The organism is Pseudomonas sp. AC255 (assembly GCF_979258175.1).
This window is the reverse complement of sequence record NZ_OZ409841.1, coordinates 641,227-661,874: the sequence shown is the minus strand read 5'-3', so window position 1 is coordinate 661,874 and position 20,648 is coordinate 641,227. Positions and strand designations below refer to the sequence as shown.

General features: G+C 60.1%; 19 protein-coding genes and 1 pseudogene. 10 read left to right on the top strand and 10 right to left on the bottom strand.

Annotation, left to right across the window (positions count from 1 at the left end):
- The first annotated feature begins 6 nt into the window (after positions 1 to 6).
- Positions 7 to 3,033, top strand: coding sequence for a multidrug efflux RND transporter permease subunit (locus ACZZ0K_RS03185; protein ID WP_258707132.1), 3,027 nt, complete (start codon positions 7 to 9; stop codon positions 3,031 to 3,033).
- A gap of 177 nt (positions 3,034 to 3,210) precedes the next feature.
- Here ACZZ0K_RS03185 and ACZZ0K_RS03180 read toward each other — a convergent pair whose 3' ends face one another.
- From ACZZ0K_RS03180 to colR, 5 genes are all read right to left on the bottom strand, one after another.
- Positions 3,211 to 3,438 carry a hypothetical protein gene (locus ACZZ0K_RS03180; protein WP_041479852.1) on the bottom strand — a complete coding sequence of 76 codons (228 nt, stop codon included), beginning with the start codon at positions 3,436 to 3,438 and terminating at the stop codon, positions 3,211 to 3,213.
- A gap of 2 nt (positions 3,439 to 3,440) precedes the next feature.
- Positions 3,441 to 4,157, bottom strand: a complete 717-nt coding sequence (locus ACZZ0K_RS03175; protein ID WP_258707133.1) for a lipopolysaccharide kinase InaA family protein — start codon at positions 4,155 to 4,157, stop codon at positions 3,441 to 3,443.
- 3 nt (positions 4,158 to 4,160) lie between these two features.
- Positions 4,161 to 4,829 (bottom strand): class I SAM-dependent methyltransferase, encoded by a 669-nt coding sequence (locus tag ACZZ0K_RS03170; RefSeq protein ID WP_056790353.1) that lies wholly within the window; start codon positions 4,827 to 4,829, stop codon positions 4,161 to 4,163.
- Between the two features lie 149 nt (positions 4,830 to 4,978).
- Complete coding sequence (locus ACZZ0K_RS03165; protein ID WP_041479854.1) at positions 4,979 to 6,262, bottom strand: sensor histidine kinase; 1,284 nt, start codon at positions 6,260 to 6,262, stop codon at positions 4,979 to 4,981.
- Entirely contained in the window at positions 6,252 to 6,935 is a 684-nt protein-coding gene (colR, locus tag ACZZ0K_RS03160; protein ID WP_041479855.1) for a two-component system response regulator ColR, read from the bottom strand. Before colR ends, ACZZ0K_RS03165 begins: the two co-directional genes overlap by 11 nt.
- A 208-nt stretch (positions 6,936 to 7,143) precedes the next feature.
- On the opposite strand from colR, the gene ACZZ0K_RS03155 reads away from it, so the two are divergent.
- On the top strand, positions 7,144 to 7,887 hold the full coding sequence (locus ACZZ0K_RS03155; protein WP_258707134.1) for a phosphatase PAP2 family protein: 744 nt from the start codon (positions 7,144 to 7,146) through the stop codon (positions 7,885 to 7,887).
- Positions 7,888 to 8,078: 191 nt separating this feature from the next.
- Here the strand turns inward: ACZZ0K_RS03155 and groL are convergent, their stop codons facing one another.
- The 4 genes from groL to ACZZ0K_RS03135 all read right to left on the bottom strand — a co-directional run bounded on the left by groL (position 8,079) and on the right by ACZZ0K_RS03135 (position 11,601).
- Complete coding sequence (groL, locus tag ACZZ0K_RS03150; RefSeq protein WP_016773419.1) at positions 8,079 to 9,725, bottom strand: chaperonin GroEL; 1,647 nt, start codon at positions 9,723 to 9,725, stop codon at positions 8,079 to 8,081.
- A 50-nt stretch (positions 9,726 to 9,775) separates the two neighbouring features.
- Entirely contained in the window at positions 9,776 to 10,069 is a 294-nt protein-coding gene (locus ACZZ0K_RS03145; protein WP_007916610.1) for a co-chaperone GroES, read from the bottom strand.
- A gap of 258 nt (positions 10,070 to 10,327) precedes the next feature.
- Positions 10,328 to 10,804, bottom strand: coding sequence for an FxsA family protein (locus tag ACZZ0K_RS03140; protein ID WP_016773418.1), 477 nt, complete (start codon positions 10,802 to 10,804; stop codon positions 10,328 to 10,330).
- Positions 10,805 to 10,875: 71 nt separating this feature from the next.
- Positions 10,876 to 11,601 carry a HugZ family pyridoxamine 5'-phosphate oxidase gene (locus ACZZ0K_RS03135; protein ID WP_463558967.1) on the bottom strand — a complete coding sequence of 242 codons (726 nt, stop codon included), beginning with the start codon at positions 11,599 to 11,601 and terminating at the stop codon, positions 10,876 to 10,878.
- A gap of 163 nt (positions 11,602 to 11,764) precedes the next feature.
- On the opposite strand from ACZZ0K_RS03135, the gene ACZZ0K_RS03130 reads away from it, so the two are divergent.
- Positions 11,765 to 12,523: an SDR family oxidoreductase gene (locus ACZZ0K_RS03130; RefSeq protein WP_460059028.1), complete on the top strand. Its 759-nt coding sequence runs from the start codon at positions 11,765 to 11,767 to the stop codon at positions 12,521 to 12,523.
- Between the two features lie 132 nt (positions 12,524 to 12,655).
- On the opposite strand, the pseudogene apbC reads toward ACZZ0K_RS03130, so the two are convergent.
- A pseudogene (gene apbC, locus ACZZ0K_RS03125) lies at positions 12,656 to 13,749 on the bottom strand (iron-sulfur cluster carrier protein ApbC).
- Between the two features lie 319 nt (positions 13,750 to 14,068).
- Between apbC and metG the strand changes: the two are divergent.
- The 7 genes from metG to nth all read left to right on the top strand — a co-directional run bounded on the left by metG (position 14,069) and on the right by nth (position 20,581).
- A complete protein-coding gene (gene metG, locus ACZZ0K_RS03120) occupies positions 14,069 to 16,120 on the top strand; it encodes a methionine--tRNA ligase (protein ID WP_095181794.1) in 2,052 nt (683 codons plus the stop codon).
- Between the two features lie 114 nt (positions 16,121 to 16,234).
- On the top strand, positions 16,235 to 16,804 hold the full coding sequence (locus ACZZ0K_RS03115) for an Rnf-Nqr domain containing protein (protein ID WP_463558966.1): 570 nt from the start codon (positions 16,235 to 16,237) through the stop codon (positions 16,802 to 16,804).
- Positions 16,801 to 17,805, top strand: a complete 1,005-nt coding sequence (rsxB, locus tag ACZZ0K_RS03110) for an electron transport complex subunit RsxB (protein ID WP_463558965.1) — start codon at positions 16,801 to 16,803, stop codon at positions 17,803 to 17,805. Before ACZZ0K_RS03115 ends, rsxB begins: the two co-directional genes overlap by 4 nt.
- Positions 17,792 to 18,775, top strand: a complete 984-nt coding sequence (locus tag ACZZ0K_RS03105) for an RnfABCDGE type electron transport complex subunit D (protein WP_463558964.1) — start codon at positions 17,792 to 17,794, stop codon at positions 18,773 to 18,775. The genes rsxB and ACZZ0K_RS03105 overlap by 14 nt, the downstream gene beginning before the upstream one ends.
- Positions 18,772 to 19,377, top strand: a complete 606-nt coding sequence (locus tag ACZZ0K_RS03100; protein WP_463558963.1) for an RnfABCDGE type electron transport complex subunit G — start codon at positions 18,772 to 18,774, stop codon at positions 19,375 to 19,377. The genes ACZZ0K_RS03105 and ACZZ0K_RS03100 overlap by 4 nt, the downstream gene beginning before the upstream one ends.
- Complete coding sequence (locus ACZZ0K_RS03095; protein ID WP_252884776.1) at positions 19,374 to 19,946, top strand: Rnf-Nqr domain containing protein; 573 nt, start codon at positions 19,374 to 19,376, stop codon at positions 19,944 to 19,946. The genes ACZZ0K_RS03100 and ACZZ0K_RS03095 overlap by 4 nt, the downstream gene beginning before the upstream one ends.
- The gene (nth, locus tag ACZZ0K_RS03090) at positions 19,943 to 20,581 is read left to right on the top strand and encodes an endonuclease III (protein WP_016773410.1); all 639 of its coding nucleotides are present in this window, start codon (positions 19,943 to 19,945) and stop codon (positions 20,579 to 20,581) included. Before ACZZ0K_RS03095 ends, nth begins: the two co-directional genes overlap by 4 nt.
- The last annotated feature ends 67 nt before the right edge of the window (positions 20,582 to 20,648 follow it).

Below are 20,648 nucleotides of genomic sequence, written 5' to 3'. Positions count from 1 at the left end.
ATCCCCATGGCTTTTACCGATCCGTTCATCCGCCGCCCGGTGCTCGCCACCGTGGTCAGCCTGCTGATTGTTCTGCTGGGCTTTCAGGCCTGGAGCAAGCTGCCGCTGCGCCAGTACCCGCAAATGGAAAACGCCCTGATCACGGTGACCACCGCTTATCCCGGGGCCAACGCCGAAACCATTCAGGGCTACATCACCCAGCCGATGCAACAGAGCCTGGCCAGCGCCGAAGGCATCGATTACATGACCTCGGTCAGCCGGCAGAACTTCTCGGTGATTTCGATTTACGCGCGCATCGGTGCCAACACCGACCGCTTGTTCACCGAACTGCTGGCCAAGGCTAACGAGGTGAAGAACAAGCTGCCGCAGGACGCCGAAGACCCGGTGCTGAGCAAGGAATCCGCCGACGCTTCGGCGCTGATGTACATCAGTTTCTTCAGCAAAGACCTGAGCAACCCGCAGATTACCGATTATCTGTCGCGGGTCATCCAGCCAAAACTGGCGACGCTGCCGGGCATGGCCGAAGCGGAGATTCTCGGCAATCAGGTGTTCGCCATGCGCCTGTGGCTCGACCCGGTGAAACTCGCCGGCTTCGGTCTCAGTGCCGCCGACGTGACCGCTGCAGTGCGCCAGTACAACTTTCTCTCGGCGGCGGGCGAAGTGAAAGGCGAGTACACCGTCACCAGCATCAACGCCAACACCGAACTGAAATCCGCGGAAGCCTTCGCGGCGATTCCGCTCAAGGTCGATGGCGACAGCCGCGTGTTGCTGCGTGATGTCGCGCGGGTGGAAATGGGCGCGGAAAACTACGATTCGATCAGCTCGTTCGGCGGCACGCCGTCGGTGTATATCGGCATCAAGGCCACTCCCGGCGCCAACCCGCTGGACGTGATCAAGGAAGTGCGCAAGCTGATGCCCGAGCTGGAAGCGCAGCTGCCGCCGAACCTGAAAAGCGAAATCGCCTACGACGCCACGCTGTTCATTCAGGCCTCCATCGATGAGGTGGTGAAGACCTTGTTCGAAGCGGTACTGATCGTCATCGTCGTGGTGTTCCTGTTCCTCGGCGCGTTGCGTTCGGTGGTGATCCCGGTGGTGACCATTCCGCTGTCGATGATCGGCGTGATGTTCTTCATGCAGATGATGGGTTACTCGATGAACCTGCTGACGCTGCTGGCGATGGTGCTGGCCATCGGTCTGGTGGTGGACGACGCGATCGTCGTGGTGGAAAACATCCACCGGCACATCGAGGAAGGCAAGACGCCGTTCGACGCAGCCCTGGAAGGCGCCCGGGAAATCGCCATGCCGGTGGTGTCGATGACCATCACCCTGGCGGCGGTGTATGCGCCGATCGGTTTCCTCACCGGGCTGACCGGAGCGCTGTTCAAGGAGTTCGCCCTGACCCTGGCCGGCGCGGTGGTGATCTCCGGCGTCGTCGCCCTGACACTGTCGCCGATGATGTGCGCGTTTCTGCTGCGCCACGAAGAGAATCCCAGCGGCCTGGCCCATCGCCTCGACCGCGTCTTTGAAGGCCTCAAGCGCCGTTATCAAAGCATGCTCCACGGCACGCTCAATACCCGGCCGGTGGTGCTGGTGTTTGCGGTGATCGTGCTGTGCCTGATTCCGGTGTTTCTCAAGTTCACCAAGTCGGAACTGGCCCCGGACGAAGACCAGGGCATCATTTTCATGATGGCCAGCGCGCCGCAGCCGACTAACCTCGACTACCTGAGCACCTACACCGACGAGTTCATCACCATCTTCAAGGAGTTTCCCGAGTACTACTCCTCGTTCCAGATCAACGGCTACAGCGGCGTGCAGGCCGGTATCGGCGGTTTCCTGCTCAAGCCATGGAATGAGCGCAGCCGCACGCAGATGGAAATCCTCCCCGAGGTGCAGAGCAAACTGGAGAGCATTCCCGGCCTGCAGATCTTCGGTTTCAACCTGCCCTCCCTGCCCGGCACCGGTGAAGGCCTGCCCTTCGAATTCGTGGTCAACACCGCCAATGACTACGAGCTGCTGCTGCAAGTCGCCGAGCGCATCGAGAAACGCGCCATGGAGTCGGGCAAGTTCGCCTTCGTCGACCTCGATCTGGCGTTCGACAAGCCGGAAGTAGTGGTCGATATCGACCGCGACAAGGCTGCGCAGATGGGCGTGTCGATGCTCGACCTCGGCAGCACGCTGGCGACCTTACTCGGCGAGGCGGAGATCAACCGCTTCACCATCGACGGGCGCAGCTACAAGGTCATCGCCCAGGTCGAACGGGCCTACCGCGACAACCCGGACTGGCTGAACAATTACTACGTGAAAAACACCCAGGGCGAATTGCTGCCATTGTCGACCTTGATCAAGGTCAGCGACCGCGCACGGCCGCGCCAGCTCAATCAGTTCCAGCAGCTCAACGCGGCGAAGATTTCCGGTTTCCCGCTGGTGAGCATGGGCGAAGCCATCGATACCGTGCTGCAGATTGCCCGCGAAGAAGCACCGGCCGGGTTTGCCTTCGATTACGGCGGTGCCTCGCGCCAGTACGTGCAGGAAGGCAGCGCATTGTGGGTCACGTTTGCCTTGGCGCTGGCGATCATCTTTCTGGTGCTGGCCGCACAGTTCGAAAGCTTCCGCGATCCGTTGGTGATTCTAGTGACCGTACCGCTGTCGATCTGCGGCGCGCTGATCCCGTTGTTCCTCGGCTGGTCGAGCATGAACATCTACACCCAGGTGGGGCTGGTGACGCTGATCGGCCTGATCAGCAAGCACGGCATCCTGATCGTCGAATTCGCCAACCAGTTGCGTAAGGACAAGGGCCTGAGCGCCCGTGACGCGGTGGAGGAAGCAGCGGCGATTCGCTTGCGCCCGGTGCTGATGACTACCGCTGCAATGGTGTTCGGCATGGTGCCGCTGATTCTGGCCACCGGGGCGGGAGCCGTGAGCCGTTTTGATATCGGCATGGTGATTGCCACAGGGATGTCGATTGGCACCTTGTTTACGTTGTTCGTGCTGCCGTGTGTCTATACCTTCCTGGCGAAACCGGATGCCAGATAAGCACATTTCCCTGTGGGAGCGAGCCTGCTCGCGAATGCGGTAGTTCAGTTGAATTGATGTCGACTGACACACCTTCGCGAGCAGGCTCGCTCCCACAGAGGACAGTATGTATCTTGAAAATTGTGGAATAAAAAAGGCCTCGCAATTGCGAGGCCTTTTATTTGGGCTTGAATCGTTTCAACTGGCTGGCCTCATCCCTTGGGACAGTCCGAACATGAACAACAGCAGATCATGATCAGGCTGGGTCGCCACGGAAGCCTTGGCCACCCGTGGAACCGAACAATGAGCGTCGTTCCCGGACGCCCCTATGACCTGCATGCGCGGCTGCTCCCAGGCAGCCACCGCCAGTGAAGCAACTGCCAAGGCCCCGATCAGGAACAAACCTCGTGCAATTTCGAGTTTCATCGCTATAAACCTTTGATAGCGCTGCCAAACGCCGTCTCATAAAAGTAGACGAGTTTCTTCCAGTCGGCATCGCGGAACGACGAATGGCGACGCAGTTGCTTCATGTCATGCTGCGCGGCGCGATAGGGGGTCAGACGCTGGCGGCACTTCTCCAGATCGATCAACGCCACTTCAACCTGCGCTGCTTCGCCCTCGCCGGTGACGCGAACGAAAACGTGCTTGATGTAGATGCAGCTGTGCTGCCAGCGACCTTTGTGCATGCGCGCCAGATTTTCGGCAAGGTCCTTGAGGACTTTTTCGTAAACCGCGTCGCCACACTGATCGCGACCACCGGCAGCGGCCAGCCAGTGTTCCAGTTCCTGAAAACCGTCGAGGGATTTGGTGACAAGCAGTGCGCGCCACTTGTGTTGTGGATCAGGCTGAGCGCCGCAAAAGACGATCTGCGGTACGCGCACGCCGAGTTTGCTAACGCCAGTCAGGGCGTCGAGTTCGCGCAATACGGTCGGGCGACCGAAGGGGTGCAACCAACTGCGATAGATGTGCCCGGTCTGGCGCTTTGCGTACAAGAGTTGACCGTCACGGTCGACGATGCGCTGCACCCCGCTTTCGCCACCACGACGCACATTGGGTTCTTCAACCCATTCGCCGCGCTGGTTCCAGTAATAATCGAAACCATCCTGGGGAGCGACATCCGCTTCAACCGCTGCTTGCACTGCCATCCTCTACCTCTTGCGTAATACGTAAACTCGCCACATCGCATAGAGCGGTATGAAGTCCAGTTGTTCCTGAATGCGGAAACCCGCCTGTTCAAATTCTTTCTCGATCGTCGCCGCCGGAATCAGAAACCGATTCTGGTAATCATGACTTGGCCGATCCCGCTCGGCACGCTTGCGCTTCCAGGCCTTGAAATTGCCGTCGACCCACAACGAAACAATCACGCTGTCGCGGGTTACCCGCTCGAACTCGCGCAGGATCACCCGGCGGTGCTCGGCCTCGCCGATGTGGTGCAACAGACGCATGCAAAAGATGCTGTCGACCGAATTATCCGGCAGAGCGATATCGAATGCCGAGGTGTGCAGCGGTTGTACACGCTTGACCACATCGGCCGGTTGTCCCTGCATCGCGGTCTTGATCATCGACTCGGAATTGTCCGCGCCGATGATCACCCGGTTGGGCTTCTCCGCGAGCATTGGCCAGAAACGCCCGGCACCGCAGGGCAGATCCAGCACCAGCCCGGGATCTCCCGCCAGCGCCAAGGCCTTGCGACCGACTTGCTCATCGCGCAAGTGCGACAGGCGGCGACCGAGGCTTTGCTGGTGCTTGCGCAGATATCGTTGTGCGTGTTGGTCGTCGTACTTTTCGGAAAAATCGAGCTTGATCGGGCCGGCCATCATCTGGACTCCTGTTCTGATGACGCCACCTTAAACAGCGGCGTGTCAGCGTCAGGTCATCCAATTGTGAAAAATCTGTCAGGTAAATCCGTAAATTATTACAACGTTATACAGGATTCAGACAGGTGTACGGGAGTAGCCTCGAGCCACTATTTGCTGGCATTCACGCCAAGATCTACCTCGAATCGGCAGCCATTGGGGTCCATCGTGCTCAAGCTGACCGTCCAGCCCTGGTTTTCGCAGATACGCTGCACCAGCGACAAACCCAGGCCCAGGCCTTCGCCACGCTTCTCGCTGCCGCGCACAAAGGGCTCGAACATCGCCTCGCGTTTTTCCTCGGGAATGCCCACGCCCGAATCCTCAACGACGAAACCGTTGGCGGTGAGCGTCAGGCGAATGAAACCCTGTTCGGTGTAATGCAGTGCGTTACGCAAAAGGTTACCCATCACCGCGTTCAGCAAGGTCGCGTTGTAGCGAGTATCCGCTGGGGTGCCCGGCTCGAATATCAGTGTCAGCCCCTTGCGCTCGATCGGCTCACGCCACAGGCACAGCAGGCTCTCGGCCACTTGTGTGAGGTTCTGCTGGGGCGCCGCTGCGGCCTCTTCGTTCTGCGTGCGCGCCAGCATCAGGAAGGTCTGTACCAGTTCGCGCATCTCCTCGCTGGCCCGGGCAATGCGCTCGACCTGGGCGCGACCGCGCTGATCGATTCCGGGGTTTTCCAGCAGCAGTTCGCAGGAACTGGCCAGGACCATCAGCGGCGTGCGCAATTCATGGCTGACGTCGCTGGTGAACAGACGTTCGCGGGTCAGTGCCTGACGCAAGCGCCCCAGGGTGGCATCGAACGCCACCGCCAGTTCACCGACTTCATCCGCCGCGTAGTCCGGCGCCAAGGGCGGCGCCAGCCCGAGCAGTTGGTCGCGATGCCGGACCTGCCGCGCCAGGCGCACCACCGGCGCCATCACCTTGCGCGCGAGCACCCAGCCGAGAAATACCGCCAAGGCCAGGCTGAGCACGAAGCCCACCAGCACCACCGCAAACAGCACGCGCTCGCGCTCTTCGAAATCGCTTTGGTCCTGCAGCAAGACATAACGCCGACCATCCACCACTTCGACCATGGCGTGATAGGACAGCTGCTCGCGAAAGACCTCATGGAAACCGGCATCGAGGTGACGCAGATCCTTGGGCAGGTCGAAATCCCCAGGCCCGCCACTGAAATAGAACAACTGATCCGGCTCGGGCCGATGGCTCCAGTCGGAGACATTGTCCATCAGCAGCAAACGTTGCAGGTCGCCGCCCAGCCCTGCGGAAATCAGTTTCTCTTCCACCAGGTGCACCGTCGCAACGATGCCCATGGCGAAAGCGCCGGCGACCAGTGCGCTCATCAGCGCAAAGGCGATGATGATCCGCTGGGAAAGACTCTGCTTAAACTCCATCTCGGCCCTCGGCCAAGCGATAACCGACACCGTGCACGGTGTGCAGCAGTGGCTTGGCGAATGGCTTGTCGATCACCTGGCGCAATTGGTGAACATGGCTGCGCAGGCTGTCGCTGTCCGGGCAGTCATCGCCCCACAGCGCTTCCTCGAGAATCTCCCGACGCAGCACGTGCGGGCTCTTCTGCATCAACACCGCGAGCAGCTTGAGGCCAACCGGGTTGAGCTTGAGCAGCTTGCCTTCGCGGGTCACTTCCAGGGTGTCGAGGTCGTAGCTCAGGTCACCGACCTGCAACGCCCGGCGACCGCCGCCCTGAGCACGGCGCATCACCGCTTCGACGCGGGCGGCCAGCTCGGACAGGGCGAACGGTTTGATCAGGTAATCGTCGGCGCCGGACTTGAAGCCTTGCAGCCGATCGTCGAGTTGATCGCGGGCGGTGAGCATGATCACCGGCGTGTCACGCCGGGCGTCTTCGCGCAGGCGTTTGCACAAGGTGTAGCCGTCGATGCCGGGCAGCATGATGTCGAGCACGATCAGATCGTAATGCTCGGTCGCCGCCAGATGCAGACCGGACAGACCATCCTGGGCGCAATCGACGGTATAGCCCTTGAGGCCCAGGTAGTCGGCCAGATTGGCCAGGATGTCGCGGTTGTCTTCGACCAGCAGAATTCGCATGGACATCTCCTCCGAACGGGGTAACGGCCGTCTTGGCCCGCGCAGCTTAAGGCCAAGAGCGCCTGAGGGCTAGGGGCGTTTTTCGATAAACCTGCACTGCGCGCGCTGCGACGTTTTTTCACTTTCGGTTAACAAATCGCCGACGCCAGCGCGCGCAGACTCCGCGCGATTACGCTCTCTCCTCCGTTCATCGACCAAGGAACCTGCCATGGTGTCGACCTCTGCCCTTCCCGCTTCAAGACCGCTGAACTGGTGGTTGTGTCTGGGCATTCCCGCAGCGGTGGCGATCATTCTGCTGTTGCTCGAACTGACCGATCTGGACATGGTTCTGGCGCAGATGTTCTACGACCCGGTCGCGGGGGATTTCATCGGGCGGCACAGCTATGTGCTTGAAGACATCCTGCATGACCGGGCAAAACAGCTGGTGATCGGCTTCTCGGTGTTTGCCATTCTGGGTTTCATCGGGGCGTTTTTTATTTCGAGGCTGAAACCGTTCAAGCGCGAACTGGGCTGCCTGGTGCTGTCGCTGGGGCTGGCGACTTCGTTTGTCACTCCGGTCAAAGCCGTCACCGCTGTGCAGTGCCCATGGAGCCTGGAGCAATTCGGTGGCCACGAGACCTACAGCAAACTCATGGAACATCGCCCCGCCACGGACAAGCCGGGACGTTGCTGGCCCGGCGGCCACGCGGCGACCGGGTTCACCCTGTTTGCACTGTTCTTCGTGCTGCGCGACCGCCGTCCACGACTGGCGCGGCAGGCGTTTGTGTTCGCCTTTGCGCTGGGTTCGGTGTTCTCGATCAGTCGCATGATGCAAGGCGCGCACTTCTTTTCGCACAACGTGTGGACGGCGATTTTTTGCTGGCTGATTTGCCTGGGGGCTTATTACTGGGTGCTGTATCGCCCGGCTGGCAAGACTTCGACGGCGATGAACACACAGCCGATCAATGCCTGAAATAAAGCACCTGTGGGAGCGAGCCTGCTCGCGAATTGTCGGCTCAACTGGCTTGCATGTCGGATGACAGACCGCTTTCGCGAGCAGGCTCGCTCCCACAGGGGGGATACCAGTGAGCTTCGAAATTGGGGTAATAAAAAACCCCGCTGACTTTCGCCAGCGGGGTTTTGCGTTACAGGGCCAGGGCTGGCTTACATCATGCCGCCCATGCCACCCATGCCGCCCATGTCTGGCATACCGCCGCCAGCTGCACCTTCTTTCTTCGGTGCGTCGGCAACCGCTGCTTCGGTGGTCAGGATCAGACCGCCGATCGAGGCTGCAGCTTGCAGAGCCGAACGGGTTACCTTGGTTGGGTCCAGGATGCCCATTTCGATCATGTCGCCGTATTCGCCGGAAGCAGCGTTGTAACCGAAGTTACCTTTGCCGTTCTTCACTTCGTTGACGACTACGCTTGGCTCGTCACCGGAGTTGGCAGCGATCTGACGCAGCGGCGCTTCAACAGCGCGACGCAGCACAGCAATACCAACGTTCTGGTCAGCGTTGTCGCCGGTCAGCTCGGTCAGTGCTTCCAGAGCACGGATCAGCGCCACGCCACCGCCAGGTACCACGCCTTCTTCAACGGCTGCGCGGGTTGCGTGCAGGGCGTCTTCAACGCGGGCTTTCTTCTCTTTCATTTCAACTTCGGAACCAGCGCCAACCTTGATCACTGCAACGCCGCCGGACAGCTTGGCCAGACGCTCTTGCAGTTTTTCACGGTCGTAGTCCGAGGAAGTTTCGGCAACCTGGGCGCGGATCTGGGCGATACGGCCTTCGATGTCTGCCTGCACGCCAGCACCGTCAACGATGATGGTGTTTTCCTTGGACAGGGTTACGCGCTTGGCGTTACCCAGGTGCTCCAGGGTGGTGCTTTCCAGGCTCAGACCGATCTCTTCGGAGATAACGGTACCGCCGGTCAGAACAGCGATGTCCTGCAGCATGGCCTTGCGACGGTCGCCGAAGCCCGGTGCCTTGACGGCAGCGACTTTGACGATACCACGCATGTTGTTCACAACCAGAGTCGCCAGGGCTTCGCCTTCAACGTCTTCGGCCACGATCAGCAGTGGACGGCCGGCTTTGGCAACGGCTTCCAGCACTGGCAGCATTTCGCGGATGTTCGAGATCTTCTTGTCGACCAGCAGGATCAGGGGGCCGTCGAGCTCGGCAACCATGGTGTCCGGCTTGTTGACGAAGTATGGCGACAGGTAGCCACGGTCGAACTGCATGCCTTCTACAACCGACAGTTCGTTTTCCAGGCCTGAGCCTTCTTCAACGGTGATCACGCCTTCTTTACCGACTTTTTCCATGGCTTCGGCAATGATGTCGCCGATGGAGTTGTCGGAGTTGGCCGAGATGGTGCCGACCTGAGCGATGGCTTTGAAGTCAGCGCATGGCTTGGACAGGGCTTTGAGCTCTTTGACAATGGCGATGGTCGCCTTGTCGATGCCGCGCTTCAGGTCCATCGGGTTCATGCCGGCAGCGACGGCTTTCAGGCCTTCGTTGACGATCGACTGAGCCAGAACGGTAGCGGTGGTAGTACCGTCACCAGCGTCATCGTTGGCACGGGAGGCAACGTCTTTGACCAGCTGCGCGCCCATGTTTTCGAAGCGGTCATCCAGTTCGATTTCTTTGGCGACGGAAACGCCGTCCTTGGTGATGGTCGGAGCGCCGAAGCTCTTCTCGATAACCACGTTACGGCCTTTCGGGCCCAGGGTCGCTTTTACCGCGTCAGCCAGAACATTGACGCCTTTGAGCATCTTGGTGCGGGCGGCATCGCCGAACTTAACTTCTTTAGCAGCCATGATCGATATTCCTTAAATACTTTGTAGTAACGGGAAAATGAACGGGAGTATCAGCCTTCGATAACCGCGAGAATTTCGTTCTCGCTCATTACCAGCAGGTCTTCGCCATCGACTTTCACAGTGTTGCTGCCGGAGTAAGGACCGAACACAACCTTGTCGCCTTCCTTCACGGACAGTGCACGCACTTCACCGTTTTCCAGAGCTTTGCCCGGGCCTACAGCGAGAATCACACCGTGGTTGGCTTTTTCAGCAGCCGAACCTGGCAGGACGATACCGCCAGCGGTTTTCTTTTCTTCTTCGCTGCGACGGATGACGACGCGGTCATGCAGAGGACGAAGCTTCATTGTCGATCTCTCCTAATTGTGGTTTTCATCGGCCGGTGTAGTCCCGGCGGGTTTAACGAATCCGGCCTGCGCCGGTTGCGGTCCGTCGAGCGAACCGCGCAAGTCTGTCCGGTTTGAATACCGGAAACCTTTCGGTGACCGATACATAGGGGCGTACAAGCCGATTACAAGGGCTGGCGGAAAAAATTTTCATCGCCACACCGTAAAAAAGCGCCATAAACGAGCACGGCACCCGAGGGTGCCGTGTCGATGCTGATATCACTTGTTGTCGCGGTGTTCGAACTCGCCTTCGATCACATTCGGCTCTCGACCGAGCGGCTCGCGCGGGGCCGGGCCGCCACGGGGTTGCAGGTCGTCGGCGAAGGCGCGCTGACGCATGGCCTGATCTTCGGCGCGCTGGCGCATCTTGTTCGCCAGCAGACGACGGGTGACCGGCAACAGCATCACCAGACCGACCACGTCACTGATGAAGCCGGGAATGATCAACAGGCCACCGGCGAGTGCCAGCATCAGGCCTTCGAGCATGGTCTGCGCGGGCAACTCGCCGCGATTCAGGCTTTCCCGGGCACGCAATGCGGTGGCCAGACCGGCGACGCGCAGCACGAACACACCGAACATCGAGCCGAGAATGATCAGCAGCAGGGCCGGGAAGAACCCGATAGAGCCTGCCACTTTGACGAATACGAACAGCTCCAGCACTGGAAACAGCAGAAAGAGCAACAGAAAAGGGCGCATCAAAGTTTCCTCAACGCAAGAAATGCCTTGCAGTAAGCCCTAGATGACGTCGCCCTTGCGTGAATTCAAGCTTAACTTTGCGCTTTTTTCGGCCAGGACTGGGCGTGAGCCAGAGAAACCAAGGCCTCGCGCACTTGTGTCGGCGTATTACATGGCGCCGCGAAGGGCAACCAGTAGACGGCCTGACCGATGCGCAGGTGCATGCCCTCGCTGTCGATGCCGGCCAGTTGCGCCGGCGTGCTGTTGGGCAGCCCGGCCAGCTCGACGTAATGGGCGATGGCTTTGGCATGGTCGCTGTTCATGTGCTCGACCATGCTGATTTTCGCTTTTCCGGCGAACGGGTTGGCCAGGGTCAGATCGTCAATCCAGTGAATCGCGCCAAACCCGCCGATGTAGCGATGGCGCACCGGATCGAGCACCCAGAAGTCGAAGTCGTGGGCCTGGTGATAATTCTGCGAGTCGGGGAAATAGCGGTAGTAGCGTTCGGCGGCAGCCTCAATCGCTGCCGGTTCTGCGAGCTTCTGCGCTTCGGCCAGATAAGTCAGCCGCCCGACCGCCTGCACATCGTCGGCCTCGCGCTCGCCCACCAGCATCGAACACTTCGGATCTTTCTGCAGGTTATGCGTGTGCTGGGCGATGCGGCTGATCAGGATCAGCGGCCGGCCCTGCTCGTCCAGGCAATACGGCACAACCGAGCCAAAGGGAAAACCCGGCATCGATTTGGAGTGGGTCGACAGCACTCCTCGGTATTCCTTGAGAAGCAATTCTCGGGCATTCTTCGCCACTTCAGCGCTCAATTTGTGACTCCTTAAATGGGTTCCGTCTAGAAAACGGACAGGCGCGCAGCGAAAAGTAACCGGCGCGCATCGGGCAAATGTTCGTGTGCTACCAGGCCTGACCGGTGCCGATCGAGCGTTGCCGACAACAAAAACAACTCAGACCTGCCAGCGGGACATGCGAATGCAACTCAACGACAAAGTAATCATTATCACCGGCGGTTGCCAGGGTTTGGGCCGTTCCATGGCCGAGTATTTCGCCGGCAAGGGCGCGAAGCTGGCCCTGGTCGATCTGAATCAGGAAAAACTCGACGACGCCGTGGCCGCCTGCAAAGCCAAAGGTGTCGAAGCGCGCAGCTACCTGTGCAACGTCGCCAATGAAGAACAGGTCGAGCACATGGTCGCGCAAGTGGCCGCAGACTTCGGCGCCATCCACGGCCTGATCAACAACGCCGGGATTCTGCGCGATGGTCTGCTGTTGAAGGTCAAGGACGGTGAGATGACCAAGATGAGCCTGGCCCAGTGGCAGGCGGTGATCGACGTCAACCTCACCGGCGTGTTCCTCTGCACCCGTGAAGTCGCGGCGAAGATGGTCGAGCTGAAAAACAGCGGCGCGATCATCAACATTTCGTCGATCTCCCGCGCAGGCAATGTCGGCCAGACCAACTATTCCGCAGCCAAGGCCGGCGTCGCAGCGGCGACCGTGACCTGGGCGAAGGAGCTGGCGCGTTACGGCATTCGCGTGGCGGGCATCGCACCGGGCTTCATCGAAACCGAAATGACTTTGGGCATGAAACCGGAAGCGCTGGAGAAGATGACGTTGGGGATTCCGCTCAAGCGCATGGGCAAGCCCGAAGAGATCGCCCATTCGGCGGCGTATATCTTCGAGAACGACTACTACACCGGGCGGATTCTGGAGATGGATGGCGGGTTGCGTATCTAAGTCCCATTACACAAGCCAATGTGGGAGCGAGCCTGCTCGCGAAGGCGTCGTATCAGGCAACTGATGAGTTGGATGACACACCGCTTTCGCGAGCAGGCTCGCTCCCACAGGTTTTTCAGCGCTGCCGATGGATCAATCGTCGCTGATGGTGATGTTCGGCATCGCCGGTGTCGCCGCTTCCTGCAACACGATCCGCGCGCCGACGTGGCGGGCCAGTTCCTGATAGACCATGGCGATTTGGCTGTCCGGCTCGGCGATTACGGTTGGCTTGCCGCCATCGGCCTGTTCGCGGATCAGCATCGACAGCGGCAGCGAGGCCAGCAATTCGACGCCGTACTGGGTGGCCAGTTTCTCGCCACCCCTTCACCGAACAGATGCTCGGCATGCCCGCAGTTCGAGCAGATGTGCACCGCCATGTTTTCCACCACGCCGAGCACCGGAATGTTGACCTTGCGGAACATTTCCACGCCTTTGCGTGCGTCGAGCAGTGCCAGATCCTGCGGCGTGGTGACGATCACCGCACCCGCCACCGGGACTTTCTGCGCCAGGGTCAGCTGAATGTCGCCTGTGCCTGGCGGCATGTCGATGACCAGATAATCCAGATCGCCCCACGCGGTTTGCGTAACCAGTTGCAGCAGCGCCCCGGAAACCATCGGCCCGCGCCAGACCATCGGCGTGTTGTCGTCGGTCAGGAACGCCATCGACATGACTTCCACGCCGTGAGCCTTGAGCGGCACAAACCACTTCTGATCCTTGACCTCAGGACGGGTGCGCTCGGGAATGCCGAACATGATGCCCTGGCTCGGGCCGTAGATATCGGCGTCGAGGATGCCGACATTGGCACCTTCCCGGGCCAGCGCCAGCGCGAGATTGGCAGCGGTGGTGGATTTGCCCACGCCGCCCTTGCCGGAAGCGACGGCGACGACGTTCTTGACGTTGGCCAGCCCCGGAATCTGAGCCTGGGCCTTGTGCGCGGCGATCACGCTGGTGACCTCGACACGGGCGATGACCACGCCGTCGAGGTTTTCGATGGCCAGTTGCAGCAATTGCGCCCAACCGCTCTTGAACAGTCCGGCGGCGTAGCCGATTTCCAGCTGCACATTGACGCGGTCACCGATGATCTCGATGTTTTTCACGCAACCGGCGCTGACCGGGTCCTGGTTGAGGTAAGGGTCGGTGTATTGGCTGAGGACGGCTTCCACCGCTGCGCGAGTGACGGCGCTCATGGGCAACTCCGATAACAAGACTGGAAAGAATGGCGGCTATCGTACGCTGGACACCGATTTGAGGCGAACAGATTACTTGCGCTGAAAAGCCACCGTGGCGAGGGGATTTATCCCCGTTCGGCTGCGCAGCAGTCGTAAAGCCATTGCACTCGGACTATCTGATACATCGAAGTTTGCGGTTTTGGGGCGGCTTCGCCACCCAGCGGGGATAAATCCCCTCGCCACAAGAACACTCAAAGTACCCAGTGGCGCAGGGGTGAAAAATATGCGCCGGCGCTTTATAGTGGCCGACCTCCGTTTCATCAAGTAGCGAAGCCCCATGTCCGAGCCACGCAAGATCCTCGTCACCAGCGCCCTGCCCTACGCCAATGGTTCGATTCACCTTGGCCACATGCTGGAATACATCCAGACCGATATGTGGGTGCGCTTCCAGAAGCATCGCGGCAACCAATGCATTTATGTCTGCGCCGACGACGCCCACGGTTCGGCGATCATGCTGCGCGCGGAAAAGGAAGGCATCACCCCGGAACAACTGATCGCCAACGTGCAGGCTGAACACAGCGCCGACTTTGCCGACTTCCTTGTCGATTTCGACAATTTCCACTCCACTCACGCCGAAGAAAACCGTGAGCTGTCGAGCCAGATCTACCTCAAGCTGCGTGACGCCGGGCATATCGCTCAGCGCTCGATCACGCAGTATTTCGACCCGGAAAAGAAAATGTTCCTGGCCGACCGCTTCATCAAGGGCACCTGCCCGAAATGCGGCACTGAAGACCAGTACGGTGACAACTGCGAAAAATGCGGTGCGACCTACGCGCCGACCGATCTGAAGGATCCGAAGTCGGCCATCTCCGGCGCCACCCCGGTGCTCAAGGATTCCCAGCACTTCTTCTTCAAGCTGCCGGATTTCCAGGAAATGCTTCAGGCCTGGACCCGCAGCGGCACCCTGCAGGACGCCGTGGCCAACAAGATCGCCGAATGGCTGGATGCCGGCCTGCAGCAGTGGGACATTTCCCGCGATGCGCCGTACTTCGGCTTCGAGATCCCGGGCGAGCCGGGCAAGTATTTCTATGTGTGGCTGGATGCGCCGATCGGTTACATGGCCAGCTTCAAGAACCTCTGCAACCGCACGCCGGAGCTGGACTTCGACGCGTTCTGGGGCAAGGACTCGACTGCCGAGCTGTATCACTTCATCGGCAAGGACATCGTCAATTTCCACGCGCTGTTCTGGCCAGCCATGCTCGAAGGCGCCGGCTACCGCAAGCCGACCGGCATCAACGTGCACGGCTACCTGACCGTCAACGGCCAGAAAATGTCCAAGTCGCGCGGCACCTTCATCAAGGCCCGCACTTATCTGGATCATCTGTCGCCGGAATACCTGCGCTACTACTACGCGGCCAAGCTTGGCCGTGGCGTCGACGACCTCGACCTGAACCTCGAAGACTTCGTGCAGAAGGTCAACTCCGACCTGGTCGGCAAAGTGGTCAACATCGCCAGCCGTTGCGCCGGGTTTATCCACAAGGGCAACGGCGGCCTGCTGGTCGACAACAATGCCGCGCCGGAGCTGACCGAGGCTTTCCTCGCCGCCGCGCCGAGCATTGCCGACGCCTACGAGGCCCGCGACTTCGCCCGCGCCATGCGTGAAACCATGGCCCTGGCTGACCGCGCCAACGCCTGGATCGCCGACAAGGCGCCGTGGTCGCTGAACAAGCAGGAAGGCAAGCAGGATGAAGTCCAGGCAATCTGCGCCACCGGCATCAACCTGTTCCGCCAGTTGGTGATCTTCCTCAAACCGGTACTGCCGCTGCTGGCCGCAGATGCCGAGGCGTTCCTCAACGTCGCGCCGCTGACCTGGAATGACCACACCACCCTGCTGGCTAATCACCAGCTCAACGAATTCAAGCCGTTGATGACCCGCATCGACCCGGTAAAAGTGCAAGCCATGACCGACGCATCGAAAGAAGACCTGACCGCCAGCCAGACCGACACTGGCGAAGCCAAGCCTGCGGGCAACGGCGAACTGGCCAAGGATCCGCTGTCGCCGGAAATCGATTTCGACGCCTTTGCCGCCATCGATTTGCGCGTCGCTTTGATCGTCAAGGCCGAACACGTCGAAGGCGCCGACAAGCTGCTGCGCCTGACCCTCGACATCGGTGACGAGCAACGCAACGTGTTCTCCGGGATCAAGAGCGCCTACCCGGACCCGTCCAAGCTCGACGGTCGCCTGACCATGATGATCGCCAACCTCAAGCCACGGAAAATGAAGTTCGGTATTTCCGAAGGCATGGTGATGGCGGCGGGCCCTGGTGGTGAAGAGATTTACCTGCTGAGCCCGGACAGCGGCGCCAAGCCGGGTCAGCGCATCAAGTAAGAGGTTGCCGTAAAACGATCCCACCGACGTGCTCTGCATGCCGGTGGGATTTTTCATATCTGGCCCGATAGTGCCTACCCTTAAGAGACACCCGCCCGTTTCGCTGGCAGAACCATGACCGAACTCGTGTTAACGCTGATCAGTGCTGCGCTGCTCAACAACTTCGTGTTGCACTGGCCGCTGGGCGTCGCTCCGCTGCTGGCGGGCAGCCGACGCCAGGTCCATGCGCTGGGGTTGGCGACGTTGTGCCTGATGGTGGTGGTCGGCGTTATCGGTCAGGCGATCTGGCAGTGGATATTGGTGCCGTTGCAGCTTGAAGCGCTGCGCCTGTTCGTGTTTCTGCCATTGAGTGTGTTGTTGATCGCGCCGCTGCTGAAACTGCTGGCGCGCGGCGTGCCCGATTGGCCGTTCGCTGGATTGTGGCCGCTGCTGCTGGGCAATGCCGGGGTACTCGGGCTGGCCTTGATCAATGCGCAAAACGATCATGGCCTGCTGCACGCGACAGCTTTGAGTCTGGGTGCAGGGCTGGGTTTCTGGCTGGTATTGAGTGTGTTCTGCGACCTGCGCGAGCGCACGGTCGACAACGATATTCCCCTGCCCTTTCGCGGCCTGCCGATCGATCTGATCAGCGCCGGACTGGTCGCAGTGATTTTTCTCGGATTCAGTGGATTGATCAAAACATGAGTCTGATTCAACGCATCGATGCCCTGCTGCCGCAGACCCAATGCGGCAAATGCGGCCATCCCGGATGCAAACCCTATGCGCAAGGCATTGTTGACGGTGAGCCGATCAACAAGTGCCCGCCGGGCGGCGAGGAGACTATCGCCGCCCTGGCCGAGCTGTTGAAAATACCGGTCCTGGAACTGGACATCAGCCGTGGCCCGGCACCGCCGCAAATCGCCTTTATCCGCGAGGCCGAATGCATCGGCTGCACCAAATGCATTCAGGCCTGCCCGGTCGACGCCATCGTCGGCGCGGCAAAACTCATGCACACGGTGCTGATCGACGAGTGCACCGGTTGTGATCTGTGCGTTGCGCCGTGCCCTGTCGACTGCATCGAAATGCATCCTTTGCCTGCGAACACGATCCCAGTGGTTGGCGGTCTCGTATTCGATCTCGAAGAACAGCGCGCCCGCGCTGAAAAGCGTGACCATGCGCGCCAGCGTTTCGAGCGACGCAACCAGCGCTTGCTGCATGAAGAACAGCAAAAGCAGGCTGAACGTGAAGCGCGAGCCGCGCGTGCGGCACAACCGCAAGTATCGACCGCCGACCCGGTGCAGGCTGCGCTGGAGCGGGTGCGCGCGCAAAAAGCCGCGAACGCTGATGCGGCGCTGAAGAAGGCCAAGGTCGATGTGGCGATGAGTCGAGCGCAACTGCACAAATCGCTGAAAGCCTTCGGTCACCCGCCGACGTTCGAGCAGCAGTCGCAATTGATCGTCCTGCAGCAACAATTCGAAGCCGCCGAGCAGGCGCTGGCGAATCTGGAAAGCAGCCAACCGGCAATTCCCGCCGTTCCCGCACCGACCAACGACGCCGAACTGAAGCGAGCCAAGATCCAGTTGGCCATGCGCCGCGCCGAGTTGAAAAAAGCTCAGGCAGCGGAGGCTGCGCCGGAGCAGATCGCAGCACTGGAGCAAGCCGTGAGTGACGCCGAGCGCCGGGTGCAAGACCATGCCGCCCCTTGAGCCAGTGGACGATCGCCTGCAACAGGCGATGAACACCGTGCTGCTGGCCGCTGTGCCGGGTCTGCTCGCTTTATTCTGGCTGTATGGCTGGGGCGTGTTGATCAACCTTTCCCTAGCGGTTGTCAGTGCTTTGCTCGTCGAAGCGGGCGTCGCCTGTCTGCGTCGGCAAGCGGTGCAAGCGGCAATGCGTGATGGCAGCGCGCTGGTCAGTGCGATGTTGCTGGCCGCCGCGCTGCCGGCTTATTGCCCTTGGTGGCTGACTGTCATTGCGACCGCTTCAGGTCTGTTGTTCGGCAAACATCTGTATGGCGGCGTCGGCAAAAACCCGTTCAACCCGGCGATGCTTGGCTTTGTCCTGAGCATGGTGCTGTTCCCGCAAGCGATGACCCATTGGCCCGCTCATGGCCTGGATTCTCTTGCGGCGCTGCAACAGGTTTTCAGTCCAGCGCAGGCGCCGGACGCTTGGGTGCAAGCCACGGCACTGGACAGTTTGCGCATCAATAAAAGCCTGACCATGCAGGAGCTGTTCGCCAGCAACCCGGCCTTCGGCCGCTTCGGCGGGCGCGGTGTGGAATGGGTGAATCTGGCGTTTCTGCTCGGCGGCCTGTGGCTGTTGCAGCGGCGGATCTTTTCCTGGCACGCACCGGTGGGCATGCTCGCCAGTCTGTTCGTCATCAGCCTGTTGTGCTGGAACGGCTCGGGGTCGGATTCCCATGGTTCGCCGCTGTTTCACCTGCTCAGCGGCGCGACCATGCTCGGTGCATTTTTTATTGTGACCGAGCCGGTGTCCGGCGCGAAAAGCGCCCTTGCCCGCCTGCTGTTCGGTGTTGGCGCCGGCCTGCTGACTTATCTGATTCGCACGTGGGGTGGTTACCCGGACGGCGTCGCGTTTGCGGTATTGCTGATGAATCTTCTGGTGCCGGCACTCGAACGCTTCGCCCTCAGCCGCCAGTCGAAGGTGAACGCGTGAACCGCTCAGCGAGTGTCGCGACGGTGGTGCTGCTGGCACTCGTTGGCATGAGTGCGACATACGTGTTGCAGCGCAGCAGTGCACCGCAGATTGCCAGCGAGCAGCGCTTGCTCGACAGCCGCAAATTGCTTGATGTCATGCCTGCCGCGCTCTACGACAATCAGCCGCTGGAGCTACCGCTGACGCTCGCCGAGCCTGCTTTGCGCCATAGCACGCTGTCAGGCGGCTATCGAGCGACCCGCTCCGGACAGACAGTTGCGGTGCTGTTGCGCAGTCGCAGCGAAGGTTACGCAGGTACTCTGGAACTGCTGATAGCCATCGATGCAAACGGCAGAGTTCTAGGCGTGAAAACCCTTGAGCAGCGCGAAACGCCAGGATTGGGTGGTGCCATCGGTGCATGGCCGAATGCCTGGCTTCAGGCCTTCATCGGCAAATCCCGTACTGAGCCGACAGACGCCGGTTGGGCGCTGAAAAAGGATCAGGGGCAGTTCGATCAGATCGCTGGCGCGACCATTACCTCCCGTGCCGCCATTGACGCAATTCATGACGCACTGCGTTATTTCGATGAGCATCGGGCGCTGCTGTTGGGGACTGGGCCATGAAGCGCACGGTGAATTTATTGATGCTGGTGCCCCTACTGGGCGCCACACCAACATTCAGCGCTGCACTGGGGATAACCTTGATGCTCAGCGCGGTACTCGGTGTATTTGCCGTCTGCATGTCGCCGCTGCGCGAGCGCCTCACGGGCACCCGTGCCTTGCTCGCCAGCCTGATAATCGCCGCGACGTTGACCAGTTGCGCGGATATTGTGGCGCAACGCTGGTTTTTGCCATGGCAGCAGACGTCTGAGCTCTACATAGGGCTGATCGCCTTGCACTGCGTCGTGCTTGAATACCACGGTGCCTTCCGCGAGCCCGTCGCTGTCAGCTTCAAACGCTGTGCCATGTTCGGCGCGCTCATGCTGTTAGTCGGCGGGCTGCGCGAGATCATCGGTTATGGCAGCCTTGGCCGAGGCCTTTCGGAGCATTGGCCAGGTCTGGTTTTGTTCCCCGAAGGGCTGCGTCTGATTACGCTGGTTCCCGGCGCTTTGGTTTTACTGGGCCTGCTTCTCGCCGCCCGTCAGGCGTGGACACGCCGCAATTCTGTCATCAAGGAAACGCATCGCCCATGAATGCTGCAAAACGTCTTGAGATATTTCGCCGACTGCACGAAGACAATCCCGAGCCGAAAACCGAACTGGCCTACTCTTCGCCGTTCGAGCTGCTGATTGCGGTGATTCTTTCGGCGCAGTCCACCGATGTCGGCGTCAACAAGGCGACTGCCAAACTCTTTCCCGTCGCCAATACACCCGCCGCGATTCATGCGCTGGGTGTCGAGGGCCTGTCCGAGTACATCAAGACCATCGGCCTCTACAACAGCAAGGCGAAAAACGTCATCGAAACCTGCCGTCTGCTGGTTGAGCGTCATGGCGGTGAAGTCCCGCAAACCCGGGAAGAACTGGAAGCCTTGCCGGGCGTCGGGCGCAAGACCGCCAACGTGGTGCTCAACACCGCTTTCCGTCAATTGACCATGGCGGTCGACACGCACATTTTCCGCGTCAGCAATCGCACCGGCATCGCGCCGGGGAAAAATGTGGTGGAAGTTGAAATGAAGTTGATGAAGTTTGTACCGAAAGAATTCCTGCTCGACTCCCATCACTGGCTGATTTTGCACGGTCGTTATGTTTGCCTGGCGCGTAAACCGCGCTGCGGCAGCTGCCGCATCGAAGATCTATGCGAATACAAACATAAAACTTCTGACGATTGAGCGGTCATCGGCTTTTCGCATCCATCGATTGAAAAAATCTTTTTTACCCGCCGCAGTAATGTCGATA

Coding starts and splice junctions, on each gene's coding strand:
- ACZZ0K_RS03185 (WP_258707132.1), top strand. CDS start 7: ATGGCTTTTACCGATCCGTTCATCCGCCGCCCGGTGCTCGCCACCGTG.
- ACZZ0K_RS03180 (WP_041479852.1), bottom strand. CDS start 3,438: ATGAAACTCGAAATTGCACGAGGTTTGTTCCTGATCGGGGCCTTGGCA.
- ACZZ0K_RS03175 (WP_258707133.1), bottom strand. CDS start 4,157: ATGGCAGTGCAAGCAGCGGTTGAAGCGGATGTCGCTCCCCAGGATGGT.
- ACZZ0K_RS03170 (WP_056790353.1), bottom strand. CDS start 4,829: ATGGCCGGCCCGATCAAGCTCGATTTTTCCGAAAAGTACGACGACCAA.
- ACZZ0K_RS03165 (WP_041479854.1), bottom strand. CDS start 6,262: ATGGAGTTTAAGCAGAGTCTTTCCCAGCGGATCATCATCGCCTTTGCG.
- colR (WP_041479855.1), bottom strand. CDS start 6,935: ATGCGAATTCTGCTGGTCGAAGACAACCGCGACATCCTGGCCAATCTG.
- ACZZ0K_RS03155 (WP_258707134.1), top strand. CDS start 7,144: ATGGTGTCGACCTCTGCCCTTCCCGCTTCAAGACCGCTGAACTGGTGG.
- groL (WP_016773419.1), bottom strand. CDS start 9,725: ATGGCTGCTAAAGAAGTTAAGTTCGGCGATGCCGCCCGCACCAAGATG.
- ACZZ0K_RS03145 (WP_007916610.1), bottom strand. CDS start 10,069: ATGAAGCTTCGTCCTCTGCATGACCGCGTCGTCATCCGTCGCAGCGAA.
- ACZZ0K_RS03140 (WP_016773418.1), bottom strand. CDS start 10,804: ATGCGCCCTTTTCTGTTGCTCTTTCTGCTGTTTCCAGTGCTGGAGCTG.
- ACZZ0K_RS03130 (WP_460059028.1), top strand. CDS start 11,765: ATGCAACTCAACGACAAAGTAATCATTATCACCGGCGGTTGCCAGGGT.
- metG (WP_095181794.1), top strand. CDS start 14,069: ATGTCCGAGCCACGCAAGATCCTCGTCACCAGCGCCCTGCCCTACGCC.
- ACZZ0K_RS03115 (WP_463558966.1), top strand. CDS start 16,235: ATGACCGAACTCGTGTTAACGCTGATCAGTGCTGCGCTGCTCAACAAC.
- rsxB (WP_463558965.1), top strand. CDS start 16,801: ATGAGTCTGATTCAACGCATCGATGCCCTGCTGCCGCAGACCCAATGC.
- ACZZ0K_RS03105 (WP_463558964.1), top strand. CDS start 17,792: ATGCCGCCCCTTGAGCCAGTGGACGATCGCCTGCAACAGGCGATGAAC.
- ACZZ0K_RS03095 (WP_252884776.1), top strand. CDS start 19,374: ATGAAGCGCACGGTGAATTTATTGATGCTGGTGCCCCTACTGGGCGCC.
- nth (WP_016773410.1), top strand. CDS start 19,943: ATGAATGCTGCAAAACGTCTTGAGATATTTCGCCGACTGCACGAAGAC.